At 66.0% G+C, this 16,758-nt stretch carries 15 protein-coding genes and 2 pseudogenes; 7 read left to right on the top strand and 10 right to left on the bottom strand.

What is annotated here, in order from left to right; genetic code table 11:
• Positions 1–15: 15 nt before the first annotated feature.
• From ACTOQ2_RS32210 to ACTOQ2_RS32185, 6 genes are all read right to left on the bottom strand, one after another.
• Positions 16–801: an ABC transporter permease gene (locus ACTOQ2_RS32210; RefSeq protein ID WP_440104592.1), complete on the bottom strand. Its 786-nt coding sequence runs from the start codon at positions 799–801 to the stop codon at positions 16–18.
• A gap of 51 nt (positions 802–852) precedes the next feature.
• Positions 853–1,770 carry an ABC transporter ATP-binding protein gene (locus ACTOQ2_RS32205; protein WP_440104591.1) on the bottom strand — a complete coding sequence of 306 codons (918 nt, stop codon included), beginning with the start codon at positions 1,768–1,770 and terminating at the stop codon, positions 853–855.
• 303 nt (positions 1,771–2,073) lie between these two features.
• Positions 2,074–3,456 carry an acyltransferase family protein gene (locus tag ACTOQ2_RS32200; RefSeq protein WP_440104590.1) on the bottom strand — a complete coding sequence of 461 codons (1,383 nt, stop codon included), beginning with the start codon at positions 3,454–3,456 and terminating at the stop codon, positions 2,074–2,076.
• Between the two features lie 188 nt (positions 3,457–3,644).
• On the bottom strand, positions 3,645–4,022 hold the full coding sequence (locus ACTOQ2_RS32195; RefSeq protein ID WP_440074261.1) for a GntR family transcriptional regulator: 378 nt from the start codon (positions 4,020–4,022) through the stop codon (positions 3,645–3,647).
• Positions 4,022–4,831, bottom strand: coding sequence for a hypothetical protein (locus ACTOQ2_RS32190; protein ID WP_440104589.1), 810 nt, complete (start codon positions 4,829–4,831; stop codon positions 4,022–4,024). Before ACTOQ2_RS32190 ends, ACTOQ2_RS32195 begins: the two co-directional genes overlap by 1 nt.
• 706 nt (positions 4,832–5,537) lie before the next feature.
• Positions 5,538–5,969 (bottom strand): hypothetical protein, encoded by a 432-nt coding sequence (locus ACTOQ2_RS32185; protein WP_440104588.1) that lies wholly within the window; start codon positions 5,967–5,969, stop codon positions 5,538–5,540.
• 295 nt (positions 5,970–6,264) lie between these two features.
• Between ACTOQ2_RS32185 and ACTOQ2_RS32180 the strand changes: the two genes are divergently transcribed.
• Positions 6,265–7,278 carry a helix-turn-helix domain-containing protein gene (locus tag ACTOQ2_RS32180; RefSeq protein ID WP_440104587.1) on the top strand — a complete coding sequence of 338 codons (1,014 nt, stop codon included), beginning with the start codon at positions 6,265–6,267 and terminating at the stop codon, positions 7,276–7,278.
• Between the two features lie 371 nt (positions 7,279–7,649).
• A pseudogene (locus tag ACTOQ2_RS32175) lies at positions 7,650–7,955 on the top strand (helix-turn-helix domain-containing protein); the annotation flags it as partial.
• Between the two features lie 953 nt (positions 7,956–8,908).
• Here the strand turns inward: ACTOQ2_RS32175 and ACTOQ2_RS32170 are convergent.
• Positions 8,909–9,325 (bottom strand): hypothetical protein, encoded by a 417-nt coding sequence (locus tag ACTOQ2_RS32170; RefSeq protein WP_440104586.1) that lies wholly within the window; start codon positions 9,323–9,325, stop codon positions 8,909–8,911.
• Between the two features lie 58 nt (positions 9,326–9,383).
• Entirely contained in the window at positions 9,384–10,139 is a 756-nt protein-coding gene (locus ACTOQ2_RS32165; RefSeq protein WP_440104585.1) for an SDR family oxidoreductase, read from the bottom strand.
• Between the two features lie 69 nt (positions 10,140–10,208).
• Here ACTOQ2_RS32165 and ACTOQ2_RS32160 point away from each other — a divergent pair, with 69 nt between their 5' ends.
• Positions 10,209–11,111: a LysR family transcriptional regulator gene (locus ACTOQ2_RS32160; RefSeq protein ID WP_440104584.1), complete on the top strand. Its 903-nt coding sequence runs from the start codon at positions 10,209–10,211 to the stop codon at positions 11,109–11,111.
• 407 nt (positions 11,112–11,518) lie between these two features.
• Positions 11,519–11,758: pseudogene (locus tag ACTOQ2_RS32155) on the top strand (transposase); the annotation flags it as partial.
• A gap of 101 nt (positions 11,759–11,859) precedes the next feature.
• On the opposite strand, the gene ACTOQ2_RS32150 reads toward ACTOQ2_RS32155, so the two are convergent.
• Together ACTOQ2_RS32150 and ACTOQ2_RS32145 are read right to left on the bottom strand one after the other, a co-directional pair.
• Positions 11,860–13,152, bottom strand: a complete 1,293-nt coding sequence (locus tag ACTOQ2_RS32150) for a hypothetical protein (protein WP_440104583.1) — start codon at positions 13,150–13,152, stop codon at positions 11,860–11,862.
• A gap of 10 nt (positions 13,153–13,162) precedes the next feature.
• Positions 13,163–14,083: a serine/threonine-protein kinase gene (locus ACTOQ2_RS32145; protein ID WP_440104582.1), complete on the bottom strand. Its 921-nt coding sequence runs from the start codon at positions 14,081–14,083 to the stop codon at positions 13,163–13,165.
• Positions 14,084–14,781: 698 nt separating this feature from the next.
• Between ACTOQ2_RS32145 and ACTOQ2_RS32140 the strand changes: the two genes are divergently transcribed.
• The 3 genes from ACTOQ2_RS32140 to ACTOQ2_RS32130 all read left to right on the top strand — a co-directional run bounded on the left by ACTOQ2_RS32140 (position 14,782) and on the right by ACTOQ2_RS32130 (position 16,500).
• Positions 14,782–15,519: an HAD family hydrolase gene (locus ACTOQ2_RS32140; protein WP_440104581.1), complete on the top strand. Its 738-nt coding sequence runs from the start codon at positions 14,782–14,784 to the stop codon at positions 15,517–15,519.
• 358 nt (positions 15,520–15,877) lie between these two features.
• On the top strand, positions 15,878–16,102 hold the full coding sequence (locus ACTOQ2_RS32135) for a type II toxin-antitoxin system VapB family antitoxin (RefSeq protein ID WP_329087211.1): 225 nt from the start codon (positions 15,878–15,880) through the stop codon (positions 16,100–16,102).
• Positions 16,099–16,500, top strand: coding sequence for a PIN domain nuclease (locus ACTOQ2_RS32130; protein WP_440104580.1), 402 nt, complete (start codon positions 16,099–16,101; stop codon positions 16,498–16,500). The genes ACTOQ2_RS32135 and ACTOQ2_RS32130 overlap by 4 nt, the downstream gene beginning before the upstream one ends.
• The last annotated feature ends 258 nt before the right edge of the window (positions 16,501–16,758 follow it).

The following is a 16,758-nucleotide window of genomic DNA, read 5'->3' as shown; positions in this document are numbered from 1 at the left end:
AACCAGCGAACCGCTCTATTCCCAGCGGAACCAGCGGACCGCGATGACCGCGCACACGACCGCGTAGCCCGCCAAGGTCACCAAGGGCTGGGCGGACGGGAAATGGCCCTGGAAAGAAGCCTCCTGGAACGCCTGCATGCCCGCACCGAGCGGGGTGTAGTGGCTGATGCTCCGCAGCAGCGGGGGCATCTGCGCGATCGGCACCCAGAGCCCGGCGAAGAACATCATCGGGAAGAACAACACCGTGCCGATCGCCGTGGCCGGGCCACGCCCGGGCGCCAGCGCGGTGATCAGCAGGCCGATCGAGAGCAGCGCGGCGGCCGCGAGCAGCCAGCCGACAGCGAAGCCGGCGAGATTCTGCGGCAGGCGGACGCCGAAGCCGAGCCCGGCCACGGTGAGGAACAGGGTCACCGCGACGACCGCGATGGAGAGGTTGGCCACGAGCTGGGCGGCGAGCACGCGGGCCGGGCCGATCGGCGTGGTCCGCATGCGCCGTAGCACGCCGTTCTCGCGGTATCCCGCGAGTATCGTCGGCAGCGCGGTCAGTGCCAGGATGGCAAGGTTGAACAAGATGATGACCGGCACGTAGAGGTCGAAGTACGTCAGGCCTCCCCCGGCCTCCATGGGCTCCCGCAGGATGGGGACGTTGCCGAGGATGACCAACAGGATCAGCGGGAAGCCGACCCCCCAGAGGGGACCTGTCTTTTCCCGGACACAGAGTTTGATCTCGGCTTTGGTGAGCCTCCACGTTGCGGAACCGCGCTTGGCGGTGAAGGGCGCGGCCGTGTTCAGGGCTGACATGAGTATGGATTCCTCTCCGTGGACGGGCTGTATCGGTTCGGATCGTGCGGATCACGAGGTGGCATCGGGGCGTTTCCCGGTCAGCTTGACGAACGCGTCCTCCAGGCTCGCCTGCTCGACGCGCAGCCGTTCGGCCACTATCCGATTGCGGGCCAGTACGGCGGTGACGGCGTTGAGCGCGTCGCTGTTGCCCTTGACGATGACCAGCTCGCCCCGGCGGGTGACGCTGGAGACGTCGGGCAGGCTCCTCAGCAGCTCGTCGTCCATCTGCCGGGACGGGCGGAACTGGATCCGCTGCTCGATACGGGCCCGCTCGGCCACACCGGCCGGGGTGTCCACCAGGACGACGCGGCCCGCGTCGATCAGGGCCAACCGGTCACACAGCCGCTCGGCCTCCTCCATGAAATGGGTGACCAGCACGATCGTCACCCCGCGGGAGCGCACGCCCTCGATCAGGTCCCAGGTGTCGCGCCGTGCCTGCGGGTCGAGGCCGGTGGTGAGCTCGTCGAGTATCGCCACCTGAGGGCTGCCGACGAGCGCCAGCGCGATGGAAAGCCGCTGCTTCTGGCCACCGGACAGCTTGGCGTACCTGGTCTTCGCCTTGCCCGCCAGGCCGAGGCCGTCCATCAGCCCGCGCCAGTCGGCAGGCTTGGGATAGAAGGAGCTGTAGAGCTCCAGGGCCTCGGCGACCTCCAGCCGCTCCTGGATCTGCCCCGCCTGCAACTGCACACCGAGCCGCCGGGTCAGCTCGGCGCGATCCCGTTGGGGATCGAGCCCGAGCACCTTGATCTCGCCCCGGTCCGGCACGCGGAGGCCCTCGATGCACTCCACGGTCGTCGTCTTGCCGGCGCCGTTCGGGCCGAGGATCCCGAGGATCTCGCCCTCCTGAACGGTGAGCGACACATCGTCGACCGCGACATTGTTCCCGTAGCGCTTGTGGAGATTGCGTACCTCGATAACCGGTGGCATGCGCGTGTCCTCTCGGGCTCGGCCCTGTGGCGACTGGCTATGTCCACCCTTCTACGGCGGCGCTCGTTCCGACATTGACCGGTGGACGGGACCTGGCTGCCGTTCGGCGGGGGGATCGGCCCAACCGGGTGGTGGTCGCGATCCACCGATCGGTGGATCGCGACCCGGACGAGCGGAACGGGGAGACCGGCGGGACCGGTCTTCCCAAGAGCGGCCCGGGGTGCGCGTGCGCGTACCTCACGACGGCGAACCCGCACGGCGCAGAGTCCGTGCCGCAGGCAGCTCCAGGGTGCCCCGCCCTGATCACTCCTGCGCCGGATGCGCGTACCGCCAGCGGACGAGACCCAGGAGGGCGACACCGCCGAAGTAGGCGACCAGCACCCTCACGGGCAGGCCCACCGGTCCGTGGTAGCCCAGGCCGGCCAGCGCGAGGGCCAGAAGCCCGGCGAGCACGGCACCGACCCCGGCGATCGTCAGTGCGGTGGGCCACACGCCTTTCACCGTCCCCACGGGATCGGCCCGCGGTCCCGTACGCTGCTCGAAACGCCCGAACACCGCGACGAGAAGGGCGAGAACCAGCGCCAGACAGGCGAGCCAGGGAACGCGCAGGAGCAACCAGAGTGCCGACCCGGGCGTGGCGTCGGGCATCACCGCCGTTCCGTAGAGCACCAGGACGCCGATCACGACGGCGGTCATGTGCCAGAGGAAAAGCGTCATGATCACTAAGTTGATCGCCACGACGACGGTCCACGGACCCTGCCGCCGCAGCCACCGGTTCCCCTTGTCACGCGTCCACAGGGCGATTCCCGTCTGCGTGACGGCCAGAGCCAGGAGGGCCAGCGTAGGTGGAGAGGTGTTCCGGATCTCCTCCCCCCCGAACCCCACCATGCTGACCGGATAGGGGCCGACCACCGTGAGCAGCACGAGGGCGATGAACCCGCCCGCCGCCATCGGTAGAGCCACGCTCCGCCGGGACGGCAGGTGCCCGTCCTGCCAGGCGAAGCCGAGCTGATGCACGGCCAGCCAGGCGAGCAGGAAATTCGCCTGGCCCACGTAGGGAACGGTCAGCGCCAGACGGGCCAGGTCGCCCCCGCCGACCAGGACCGCCAGGATGATCGGCACGGCCAGACCCGCACGCCGGTGCAAGGCGTACATCGGCGGGGTGAGGACCATCACGGCGATGTAGGCGACCAGGAACCACAACGGGATCGAGGCCAGCCAGACCGCCACGCCGATCAGGTCGGGCTCGGCACCCAGAACCCCGGCCGTCAGAGCGGCCACCGCCAGCCCGCCCAGCAGCATCGTCGTCGGGCGCAGGAGCCGAGCGGTCCGGCCCAGCACCCAGCCCATGGCATTGCCACCCCGCCCGAGATGGGAGGTGAAGGACGTGGCGTTCGCGAAGCCGCCCACCAGGAAGAACAGGGGCATCACCTGGAACAGCCACGTCAGCGGATGGGTCCACGAGGCGACCTGGAGGATGCTCGCGCCCTGGAAGCCCTCGCCGTCGCGGGTCACATAGATCGCCAGCCAGTGCCCGACGACGACCGCCGTGATCGCGACGGCGCGCAGCAGGTCGACGTGGCGCTCCCGCTGCGGCGGTGTTCGCTCGGCCAGTTGCCGCACCTGCCGCATCATCCGCTGAACGACCCGGACAAGGTGCGCTGCCAGGTCACCGACGCTCGACATGATGAGAACGTTCCTCCATCTACGTCATATCAAGCGGTTTCTCGTCCGTGAGGATCGATGCGATCCACCGGCGCACGGCAGTCCACGGGCGAGGCCCTGCGTGGGCGCGCCTGCCGCCACGGTGGCCACCGTCACCGCGGCGATGAACACCGTCAGACATGATCGCGGACTTAGCGGCCGGGGCGCGGTCATGACGAGGCCGGTGCTGCCGCGCCGGAGGTCAGAGCCGCCTGCACGATGCGGATCGCCTCGCCCGTGTCGATGCCGACGCTGGCGATCACGGCCGCGTAGTCGGCGGCGGCCCGGCGGGCCCGCTCCCGGCCCTCCTCGCCGGCGGCCGCCACGAACGAGCCCGCCCGCCCGCGCGTCTCGATCAGCCCCGCCTCCTCCAGCTCCCGGTAGGCCCGGCCGACCGTGTTGACGGCCAGGGCGAGGTCGGCCGCGAGGTGGCGGATGGTCGGCAGCCGGGCGCCCACGGCCAGCGTGCGGTCCTGGATCTGCCGGGCGAGCTGGGAGCGCAGCTGCTCGAACGGCGGGACCGGCGAGGCCGCATCGATGACGATCATCAGACCATCATGACCCGCCGGGCCACCGTCGCGCACGACGGCGTTCTGGCATGGAGCGCGACGCACGCGGCCAGGCCCAGGACCATGTAGGCGACCGCGGCGGCGCCCCACCAGCCGGGCGCGGCGCCGAACAGCACCACCGGCAGCGACCACTGCACGCTCGGCGTGGTGAGTTCGCGGGCGTCTTCGACGCGCATGATGACGTCGGCGGTCAGCGACTCCTCGTCCTGCGCCACGACCGGGAACCTGAGCAGGTGGCGCAGCTGTATGGCGGTGATGGCCGTCGCGCCGAGCAGGCCGATCAGCACGACGACGGCCAGCTGCCGCACGGTGGGGTCGGGAACGGCCAGGGCGCTTGCGGCCAGCACTATCGCGCCGGCGAACGTGGCGACCGCGAAGGCGGCGTAGGGCTGGCCGAGCACGGTCCGCCAGCCGGGCTGGATCGGATGGGCTGCCCTGCGCGACAGCGTCGCGCCCGCCCGCTGGTCGACACGTCGCACCCACCGGGCGAGCAGCGACTGTGCCAGCAGCAGCCCGGCCACCGACGCGGTCAGGGCCAGCAGCGGCAGCGGGCGATACGGCGGGAAGCCGCCGAAAGCGGAAGTGGCGGCGAGGGCGCTCACGACGATCAGCGCGGCCAGGATGACGTAAGTGGCCAGGCGGGCGCGTTCCCGGACCTCCAGCCGGCTGGCCAGCAGCGGGGTCGGGCGGGCGTCGGCCATGCCGTGCCGGGCCAGCCACGCGCTCGCCAGTCGCAGATCGGCCGCACTCGCCGGCGGGCCGGTGTCCGGTGACGGTTCACGGGTCATGGCGCCTCCTTTGTCGCAATCTTTGTAGCAATATAGTGCGTCATGGGTTGCGACAAAGTCAACGCCCCGGGGGGCTCTCGTCGTCCCGGTGGTGCGAGTCCCGGCTCAGCGGCGGCCGTCGCCGTGGAAGGACCACGGGCTCGCCTTCCCCCCTCGCCGCGGTACGCCCATGGAGCCGGACAACCTGCGACGGAGGTGGGCGGAGACCGGACTTGGAGCCGTACGGCTTCACGACCTCCGGCACATCTGCGTCAGCCTGCTCCTCGACCTGGGCATGCCTCCCACATCGTCAAGGAGATCGTCGGACACTCCGACATCGAGTTCACCATGACCGGGACTGTACGGTCTTCGGCTCTGGCCCACTTTCGGTGGACGTGACCACGACCAGGCCGGTCAGGTGCGGGAAGACCAACCCTGCAAGATCTTTTACGTCACACCAGCGTCACGCTGATACAGCACCTCGAGATAGCCATGGACCAACACGAACCATCACGTTCCGTCACCACCGAAAGTGGGCCAGAGCCCGGAAAGGTACACCCCTTCCCGTCAGATCCATAGGTTTCGATCATTGCTCGCCGGACAGCGCGAAAGGCCCGTCCTGGATTTCGCGGAACGGGCCTTTCCTGTAACGCACTGCCAGGGGCCAGCTGGCCGACGGACCTAGGAAAGTCTTTTCCCCTTAGCCGACCTGCCAACTTACGAGCATTTAAGTATTGGGGTTGTCAACGAAACCGGAGTTGACGCAGGAGTCGGATCCGGCATCGTCGACGCAGCCGATAACCCGAACTCCGGTGACATCGACCGTGTATTTGAGAGGAAGGCCAGAGACAGATACCGTACCATTGTTGCAACCGTTTGAGTCGTAGTGCTTCGTCGTGTCGACCCCGTTCGGACGAGAGGTGAGGTAGACACGCAAACGCACATACACGTCATTATTGTCACAGCCGGTGTCGGCCACCCTGAAGCTGATGCCGTCGATCGTCGACCGTCCGTTCCAGTTCCATGATGCGGAGGCGTTGACCCCCGTACGGCTGACCGATGCGCTCGCTGCATACGCTGTTCCGCTCATAACAAAAAACGTGATCATTCCCAGCGCCAAGGCGATGGGCGCCTTGATCCATTGGATCGCTGATCTCATGCAGTACTCCCCGTTGACTTTTGAGCGCCCTTCGACACCGCTCGAATGGGCGTAATGCCTGCGACTCTCCCCGCTCCTTTCGCTTCAGATCCGAAGGCCGAAACACCATCACCCCTATGGTCATCGACCACATCAAAGCGGTGCCCCACTACTCCTTCATACAGCCAGGAGTATGGCACGGTGAAAGTAATCAGCCTTGACTTCGTGCGACAACCTGCTTGACCATGAGCGTCATGCATGGTGACACTTGTCTCGTGACGCAGCGGTGGGCACCGTTTCGTGGTAGGGAGCAGTGATGTCGGCGAAGCGGCAGACGCATGCGACGGTGATTCGGCTCGACACGGTGCCTGTGAAGGAAAGATTTGATTTCTGGTGGCAGGCGGTCGCCGAATCCGTGGTTTCGGTGGACGCTTCCAGCGACCGCGCCGAAGACTACTGGGCGGAGATGCGCACTATCGACTTGGGCCGGTTGCAGCTGTCCAGAGTCAAATGCCACGGATTCCACGCACGCAGAACCGCGAGCAGAATACGGCGCTCTAACTTAGAGGCCTACCAACTGTCGATCACAATCAACGGCCAGTCGGCCATCTGCCAGGAAGAGCGCGAGACGACACTGGCGCCGACGGACCTGACCCTCTACGACGCCTCACTCCCCTTCGACGCATGGAATTCACCTGTCGGCCTGCCCTCTTCGGGCGCTGACATGGCCGACGGGCTGATCCTGCACGTTCCCCGCGACATGCTGGCACTGCCCCACAGGCAACTACGTCATCTGCTGGCGAGAAGAATCTCGGGACGGGACGGCCTCGGCTCGCTGCTCCGCGACCTGCTCCATAGCGTGACTCATACCGAGTACCTGTCACCAGCCGACGTGAACCGGCTCTCGGGCGTAACAGTCGATCTCCTCACAGCCGTACTGGCACACGAGATCGAGGCCGACCCGGCACCGAGCGTGGCGGATCCTAGCGCCCTGCTACTCCTTCGTATCCGGGCGTACATCGATCATCATCTGGACGAGTTGGACCTGTCACTGGCTGATATCGCCGCCACCCACCACATCTCCCTGCGTCACATGCAACGCCTCTTCGCCCAGGACGGCGACACCGTCCGCGGCTGGATCCAGCGGCGGCGCCTCGAACGCTGCCATCGCGCTCTGGCCGATCCCGTACTCGACACCCTGCCCGTCAACCTCATCGCCGCCCGCTGGGGCTTCACCAGCGAAGCCCACTTCAGCCGGCTGTTCCGCAGCGCTTACGGAGTTCCGCCGGCAAGTTACCGGCGCCACCTCCGCAACGGCCGGCCGTCGTAGTATGCCGCCGGCAACGAAAGCACCTGTCCACAAAGGCAACGGAGAACGGTCTCTCCCGTGATCGGAGGACTTCCTCGGTGGATCCCGATCGCTACCAACCCAGCCTCGCCGTCTCCTCGACCAACCTCGGCGTCCACTTCTAACAGCTGGTCATCCAGCCGAATGCGTACCTTCCATGACGCCTTGGAGAGCGTGTCAGCTTTTTCACCGGATCAGATGCGGGGTGCTCACCAGCGCTGTTTGCCCAAGTGACAGCCTGGAGGTATGAGGTACTCAGACAGAAGCGGAGGACTGGCCGGCACGGAGCGCGAACGGCGTGAGGCGCTGCGGCTTCAAGCAGCGGACATGTTCTCCGGAGGAATCTCCCCACCATGGGTGGCCCCCTGCTGGGCGTAACCCGCAAATCCGCCTGTGAGTGGCATCGAGCCTGGCTCAAGGGCGATAAGGCCGCGCTGGTCTCCAAAGGCGCCGCCAGAACTCTCCAAAGGCGTCGCCGGAACCGACTGCAAGCTCACCAAGGCGCAGCTGGCACGGCTGGAGGTGTTCCTGGACGAAGGCAGTGCGACGATCAACGCTGGACGAGCGCGCACATCGCCGCTTTGATCGCCGAAAGGTTCCACGTCCGCTACACCCCACGCGGGGTGGCCTACCTGATGGAGCGGCTGGGGTGGTCGTCTCAGGTGCCGGCGCACCGGGCGGCCCGGCGCGACGATGAACAGATCGCCAGTTGGAGGCGGCGGGTGGTGCCCGCTTTAAAGCACCTGGGCGGCCTGGGGCTCCTGGCTCGTCTTCGCCGACGAGTCCGGCCAGAACCTGAAGCCGCCCACGGGCAGGACCTGGGCCCGCAAGGGCAGGACCCCGGTGTTGCCGGTGGCCTACCGCGGCCATGGGCGGGTCTCGATCGCCGCACTGATCTGCGTCAAACCCGGGATGCGGACGCGGCTGATCTACCGCACCCGCACCTGCCACCACCGCAAGAACGAGCCAAAAGGCTTCACGGTGGCCGACTTCCAGACGCTGCTCCAGGCCGCGCACACCCAGCTGGACGGCCCGATCTCGCTGGTATGGGAGCCTGCCCGAGCATCTCAGCGCCCAGATGCGCGCGTGGATCGCCGCCCGGCAGGACTGGTTGCTGGTCTACCGGCTCCCGGCCTACGTCCCGGAGCTGAACCCGGCCGAGGGCGTGTGATCCAACCTGCGCACCAAGCTGTTCAACTTCACCGTCCACAGCATCGACGACCTCACCGCCCTGATCAAGAACCGGCTCGAACCCCTGCAGTACCGGCCCGACCTGCTCAACGGCTTCATCTCCGAGACAGGACTCATGACCTCCGACCCGACATAACCCCAGTTTTCTTGCTCAATACGTACGAATCCTCACCGATAAGCACGTGTCGTCAAGCACAACAAAAAAGCGCCCCGGCCATAAGTGGCTCGGGGCGTTTGTGCTGCTCAGCTGATGTGGTCAGGGGCGGGGTCGAACCGCCGACCTTCCGCTTTTCAGCTCAGAGACGGCGTTAGAACTCGCGGTGGCGAGATCGGACGCGGTGGCGAGGCGTTGCCGCACCCATGAGCTATCCCCAACCGAGCCCGGCGCTCACCTGAGCGCTGGTAGTACGCGCTCCGGCGGTCAGCCGGGGGACGCCCGGTCGAGAGGGGCCAAGCGGAAGACGGGGTGGTCGTCGGGGTCGGGAAAGTGGTCGAGGAGGCGGCGCACCTGTCCGGTGCCCCAGCGAGCCCGGTAGGCGGCGACAACCTCTTCGCGTGGACCGCCGGCCAGTTCCACGGCCCGGTATCGGTCTCGGTAGCCGCGCCGGCTGATGGTGCAGTGGCCGGCGACACGAAGGTTGCGCACCCATTCTGTTTGACCCCGCACCGATACCAGGTAGCGGGCGTCAGCGAGTTCGACGACGTTCACGGGCACCCGTTGGAGGGCGCCCGTGGTGCGCCTCGGAACGTGCAGGGTGCTGGCCGCTCCCAGCCATCGGACGAGCGGATTGATCACATGGACGAGCAGCCAGTCCGGCCGTCGGTAGTGCGGTGTCATGCGATCTCCTCCCGGGATCGTGTCTGGTGTCCTGGGCGCGTCGGCGGCGCCATAGCGATCACCACGGCACCCGGCCGTGGTCGTTGAACAGGCCGCCGGTGGGTCCGTCAGGTCCGAGCGTGGCAAGCCGTACCGCGATCACGGCCCCGTGCGCGGCGGTGCGATCGGAGGTGAAACCGCTTTGCCCTGTCAGATCGGTGTCGCAACGACCTGGATCCGCGGCGTTGACGAGAACCTTGGTGTCGCGCAGGGCTTTGGCGTATTGCACGGTCAACGCGTTCACGGCGGTCTTCGACGGCCCGTATCCCAGGAACGCCGGCACCTGGGCGAACGGGCCGTCCGGGTCGCTCATGAGGGCGAGCGATCCGACGCTGCTGGAGAGGTTGACGATCCGCGCCGCGGGTGAGCGGGCCAGCAACGGCAACATTGCCTCGGTTACCCGGATCACCCCCAGCACATTGGTGTCGAACACCGCACGGACGGCGTCCACGTCAGTGCCGGCGGGGGCCTGATCTGCTCCGCCGCTGATCCCGGCGTTGTTGATCAGGATATCGAGGCGGCCGAACCGGTCGTCGATGTGCGCGGCAGCCGCGTCCACCGATGGAGCGTCGGTGACGTCCAGCGTGACCGGCCAGACGTCGCCACCGGCCAGTCGCAGGGCGGCGACGGCCTCGTCACGTCGGCGCGGATCCCTCGCCCCCACAAGCACCGTCATCCCGACCGCCGCGAGCTGCCGGGCGATCTCCAGCCCGATGCCCTTGTTCGCACCTGTCACCAGGGCGACCTCGCTATGGCGGCTGATCTCATTGGTCATGGCTCGATCTCACCAATCCGGTCGCGATCAGGCCAATACCAACTCCACCTCAACCGATACCCTGCCGGTATGGATCTGCTGGAAGTCCGCGAGCTGCGCTACTTCATCGCCGTGGCCGAAGAGCTTCACTTCGGCCGTGCGGCCGAGCGCATCGGCATCGCCCAACCGCCGTTGTCTCGCGCGATCCAACGGATCGAACGCCGCCTCGGCGTCACGCTGCTGGAACGCAGCAGCCGCTCGGTCCGGCTCACAACGGCCGGTGAGACCCTGCTGAGCGAGGGCCGAACGGCGCTCGCCGCGATGGCGCGTGCCGCGCGGTCAGCGCAACGGGCCTGCGAGCCGGAACCTCGGCTGGTCATGGCGATGAAGGCGGCCGGCGATGGCGGCCTCCTGCCCGACCTGCTCGCCACGTATCGCGCCCAGCACGCTGACGTCCACGTCGATGTGCACATCTGCGGCTCCGGAGAACAGGCGAGCCTACTGCGCGACGGCCGCGCCGACGTGGCGTTCATGCACAGCCCGCAGCAGGACTTCGCCGGACTCGACACCGTGGACCTACTCGTCGAGCACCAGGTCGCGGTACTGCCCCGGCATCACCGCCTGGCCGGGCGAGACCGCCTGTCCATGGCCGACCTGTCCAGCGAGACGATGCCCGTCTGGCCCGGCGCGCAGCCCGCCGACACAGCCGGCCCGCGGATACGCGACACCGGTCAACTCGCCCAGCTCATCACCTGGGGCCACGTCGTGGCGCTGCTACCCGAATCCGTTCGTGACCACCTGCCCCGCGGCCTGGTGTGCATACCGGTCCCCGACGCCCCCACCGCCACGTTGATGCTCGCCTGGCCGGCGGGCAGCCGATCACCGAAACTCGCCGCATTCGTCCATGCCGCGATCACCGCGGCACGCCGGCCGACCTCCGGCAACCAACCGAACGCCGCCCACCCCGGGTATGGGTTTCCCCTCGCAACGTAGAAATCTCGCCCCGGCTTGAAGCGGCGGCAGCCGAGACCTGAAAGTGTCGACGGTGGCCGGCGTGTGAACGTGTTTTCGGCTGGTCTCCGCCGGCCGCAGGAGGAACCACATGCTCATCAGCCTGCCGGGATGCCCGACGGGACCCAACGTGAACCGCGCCGGGATCGATGTACCCCGAGTTCGGTGGAGTCGATGGTGGTCTCCACGAAACCCGGCGCGGTTCGGTTGACCATGGTAAACGTTACCGTCAAGATCGCCGTCGGTGTTCAGCGGGGAACGACCTGCGCCCGGACCCCGGGCAGGTCGTCGAACGCGGCAGACGAATCCATAGTGATCACGATTCTGGCGGTGGCGGCCGCCGTCGCGGCGATCAGTACGCCGGTGTCCAGGATCAGGCGTCGGGACACTATGACTACCCTGGAGTGCGGCGTCTCCTGCGCGAGCGCGGCATCACCCCGCGCATCGCTCGCCGCAGTGTGGAATCCAGTCGGCGCCTGGGCCGGCATCGGTGGGTCATTGAGCGCACCATCGCCTGGCTGAACGGATACCGCCGACTGCATCGCCGCTACGAGCGCCGCGCCGATCACTTCGCATCCTTCGTCGCTCTCGCAGCGGCCCCCATCTGCTACCGCAGACTCACCAAATGAGTCACGTTCTTACGAGATCTACACAAATGTCATGGCCTCAGCTCCTGCTCTCCTGGGCGCACGAGATCACCGCAATGGGCTCACGGAGGTCGGCAACAGCTTCAGTCCCCGGGGCGGTCGGCCGTTTCGATCCGGAACCGCTCAAGCAACTCCGGCGGCAGCACATCGCCGGTGATGGTCCTGGTCAGCTCATCGACCAGCTCGATATGGTCGTCCTGGTTAAGCGGCACGCCAGCGAATCCCTCGAAATGCTCGAACTTGCCCGTCGCAAAGACGGCGCCCGCTCCGAGATAGTTGTTCATCAGCGCTTTGGAGGTGCGCAGGAGATCGCCCAAGAAATCCTGTGGTCCCCGCAGGACCATCCGCAGCGATGCCCCCTCGACCACCTCGAAGAAGGCGTTGAAGTAGTAAGTCGACCGGCCCGCGAGGAACTGGATAGCCCGCCAGTCGCCAGGGACCTTGCTTCGGTCAGGTACGAACGGCAGCCAGTACTCGTCGGCACTTTTGGCCGAATTCAGGGCGGGCAGTGTCACCAGTTGGCTGAGATCCGCCTTGTAGTCGCCCAAGACGACCGCAGTCCTCTTGCTCGCCGCCCGCGCCGGGGAGAGTACCGCACGCACGGCGTCGGCGGTAACGGCAACGCGCGCACGCATGTATGACAGCAGACGCAAGGCTGCGGCCTGCAGGCCATCGGCTTCTTCGTTGACAAACTGTCGGGCCACCGCGAGTGCCATTAGATTGGTAGTGTCCCGGCTGTCCAGCCATTCCTGCGGCGGATCGATATGGCCGACTCCGGAGTCGGTCTTGTTGAGAACGAGCTGGCCGAGCAGCGGCTCGGTGAAAAATACCTCTCGCGGCTCTCGGAAACCTCTATTGCGGAGCGAGTCCATGCAGTAGTCGCAATAGCAGTGCATGATGAACCCCACCCGACCCTCCGCGGAGGAATTCGGGTAAGCATCAGTGATGTCGAGCACGACCCCGTCCACGCCGTAGTCGAGCATCTCGGTGACCAGGTCACCAATTATTCCCTGCACCGCGGGGTTCACCATGCAGACCTGTGACAGCGGATCCCCGAACTGATCGATCAGCCAGAGCGCCTCGTTCTGCATGAAGCCGAGCTCCACGATGATGTTGCCCCAGATTACGGCGCCGTCGCCCATAACCTCCCGGGAAGCCTGGATCCATTGCGGTAAAAGGTTTGATCGGTCGTAGGTCTTGGGGACAGGACTGACGGCCGAGCTGAAGAGTGGGCCGGAGAGCCCGACTGCGGGCAGCACGATCTCGGTCGCGTTCCGCTGGGTGAACTCGGCGAACCGCCGTAGCCAATGGTCGACGGGATGCAGCCGCAGCATCTCACCCGACGGGATGAAGCAAATCGATCTCTTGACGGTCATGATCCGCGTCCTAACCTGGCACCCGCTGCAACATGTCCCGGAACTCCTGCACCGTGTCTTTCGGCGTGTGGCTATCAATGAATCGGAGCAGCAGATTGGTGAGCTGCGGCGGAGCGTCCCGCCCGCCCTCGTGCCGGACCCGGATCGCTCCAGGCGTAGGCAGTACCGTGCCCGCGTTCGCGGTCAGGCATCCTGGCCCCTCCACGAGGATGCGGAGGGTGACCGCCAGCGCGTAGACGTCAGAGGCATAGGAGATCTCTTCCACGCCGCTGCGCACGTCGCGTGGGAAGAAGTCCGCCCGCCCACCCACTAGGAGACTGCCGCTTCCCTGGCTGACGATGGCCCCCTGCATGATCTTTAGCAAGCCGAAATCGGACAGCTTGTAGACCTGGTCCGCCGGGTCGTACACGATATTCCAAGGGGCGATGTCGCTATGCACCACCTTGTTGTTGTGCGCGGTAGCTAGGGCGTCCAGGACATCGAAAATGATGCTCTTTGCCCGCACCATCGTGCAGCACCCCATATCCTGCGAGATGTCTATGCCGTGGTAGCTGGCGCGCGGCGCGATCCATTCCATGGCGAAATAGGGCATGTCGCCGACCATCCCCATGTCTAGTACCTTGACGATGTTCCGCGATTTCCTACCCAACCGGGCGCCGGCCTGCGCCTCCTTAATGAAGGTACGCTTCGCGCCAGCACTCATCCGCCAGGGCAACGCCTCGTTTATCGTCTTGATCGCGACAGGCTGATCGAAAAGGCGATCATGAGCTTTCCAGATCTGGCCAAATCCGCCACCACCGATCGGGTCATCCGAAAACCCCTCGTACCGAAATAGCAGTTCAAGCGAATCGCGCACAGATCCCAACTCGACCTCCCATGAAAGGATCACCTTGGGTCTTACTTCAGCAAGGATAAGCACATGCTGGTTCACAGGGAAGATGTAAGGATCTCTCTCAGCAGGGGAATGTCAGACATTTGTGTGGTCTCCGACATGGATGTGGCAAATCGGACGCCCTTTTCGGGCGAGAAAGCATCGGGACAGGCCGCATTCCATCGCGATCACGACCGCGTGGGTACGGTCACCACGTCGAGCTTGGCGAAGACGCGCGGAGTTGGGTCCTGACGGTTGCCTAAGCGATAACCAAGCGCCTGCCGAGTATCGGGCATTGGACGGGCAGCCGGCCACGACGTTCAGTGTGTCAGCTCCCCGAGTGGTCGGCACCGTGCCTTGAATCTCGGATCCTGTCTGATCCTGGGTCGATGCCTGCGAGGTGATCTGGTGATGAGCTTCGACCGCCCAAGGCGCGTGGGCGGCGCTGGTCGCGACCGGCCAAAGAGCCGCAGCGCGGCCAGCGACCGCCCGACGCGCGGCGAGACGCCGAAGGCAAGGAGTTGTCGGAGCACCCGCGAACCGTCATCAAGGTTGCTGTCAGAGCCGCTGTCACCTCGATCGTGATCACCGCTTGGCATGTTCCCTCCAGAGAACAGCCGCGACGGCGACAATCTGAAGCGTGACGTGCATGGCAGGCATCCAGCTTCGTATTGGTACCTTCCACCACCAGGAAGAAAATCTGGTTCGTACGGCGCCGCACCAGGACGGCTGCGACATCATGGTCAGGAGATTTCCGCTTGTCTGGCACGCGAGTACGTCCCCATGTCGCGCGAGTGCTGGAACGCACCCGCGCCATGGTGTTCGTTTTCGACAGCGTGATCTGCGACCTGTTCGCCGGTGTGGACACGTCGGCGATCACCGATGACATCCGCGCGCGCCTCCCGGCTCCATATCGTGCGCCGCTGCTGGACAGCATCGCCTTCCTCATGGCGACCAGTCCGTTGTGGATGGTGGCCTACGCCCACGAGGTCAGTGCCGCCCACGGCGACGAGGCGGAGAACATCCTGCGCGCGGCCGAGACGGCCGCGGTCACGACGGCCGTTCCCACGCCCGGGGTACGCGAGGCTCTGCTGGCCTGTCAGCTCAGCGGCAGGAGCGTCGCCGTGGCGGGCAGCCGCTACTCCGCCACCATCGAGTCCTACCTGAACCGGCACGACCTACGGCAGCTGGTGGGACCGATCATCGGCTACCGGCACCACCGTCCGTCGAGCAGGCCGATGGGGAATGCCCTCGTACGCCAGGCGAGAACGGCGCTGGCCATGAAACCCGCCGAATGCACCGTGGTCGGCGCCTCTGTCCAGGCGATGATGATCGCGGCGGACCTCGGCACCCAGGCGATCGGCGTCGCCGGCCTGCGCGAAAGCCGCAAACACATGGCCGGCATCAACGGCTCGGTCGTCGTCCCATCCCTGCCCCACCTGGCCGACGCCCTCGCCATAGTCCCCATCAGTGGGGGCATCACATCCCCCACGTAACGTAACCGCCTCCAGCGTCACCATGAGGAGCGACCTACCCGTACGAGATCACCTGTACGGGACCACCGAACGAACGCCTCAACACGACGGCATCACTTCATCACGAGTGGGGGCAGATACCTCGTCAGCGATGTCCCGACCCGATCAGGCGGTAGATACGGACGCTGGTGAAGTGTGATCGCCTAAGGCGGTGTTGCTGTGCACCACCTCCGTGGACGCAACCCCTCGGCAAGCGACGGCCCCGACCTCACGACAAGAACCTGATCCTCCTTTTCGCGCGTTCAAGGTTGCGAACAGCGTCTCCAGATCAACATCGTTGATATACTAATCTCAATTTGTATATACAGGTGGGGGCATCATGACCAAGACCCTGATCGACCTCGATGACGAGGCTCTAGCGGAGGCCGCGAAGTTGCTCGGCACCTCGTCCAAGAAAGACACGGTCAACGCCGCTCTGCGAGAGATCATTGATCGACGCAAGCGGGCCGCGGCCGTGGCTCGCATGCGCGAGATGGTGGCTGAAGGTGAGATCGACTTCTCAGCCATCGACAAGGGTGACAGCGCACACCAGGCCGTGGCGTGACAGAGCTCTATCTCATAGATACCAGCGCCCTGGTCCGCTTCTACCGCAGCCAGGTCGGGACAGAATGGGACCAGACAGTCTCTGCCGGGCTCGTAGGTATCTGCGAGCCGGTCAGGCAGGAGTACCTCCGAGCCGTCGGCGGCCGACCAGCCTTCTACGAAGCCAGCAATCTGCTCCAGGAAACCTTCCCGTACTATGCCATCCCCGAATCGGCCTGGGACGAGACGAGCGGGTTGCAGCGCGATCTCGCCGACAAGGGGTGGCACCAGAGCGCCTCTCCGATCGATCTCCTCATGGCGGTGACGGCTCGGCATCACAAGCTCACCGTGCTGCATGCCGACGCCGACTTCGACACCATTTCCCGCCTGACCGGACAACCGGCGCGCTGGATCAGCTGACGCGCCGGCAGAAGATCTTCAAAGGTTATTGAGCACGTCTTGTCCAACCGGGCCGGATCGAGCATCCGGAGCGCCTCCAGGCCGAGCGGATTCCTCCGGCGATGGCGCTTCGACCCGCCGAGGTAGTACGCATCCGCTGCGAGGGAAGGCGACCCAGGATTTCGACGTTCGCGGGTTCGTCTGTCAATCCCCTGAAATCGTGGAGACGGTTTATGCCACAGCGGTCCCCAGCAGGGCCGATGAGGCGTGTCTCTTCTC

This window comes from Streptosporangium sp. H16 (genome assembly GCF_051918855.1).
GTDB lineage: Bacteria > Actinomycetota > Actinomycetes > Streptosporangiales > Streptosporangiaceae > Streptosporangium.
This window is presented reverse-complemented; position numbering and strand designations above follow the sequence as displayed.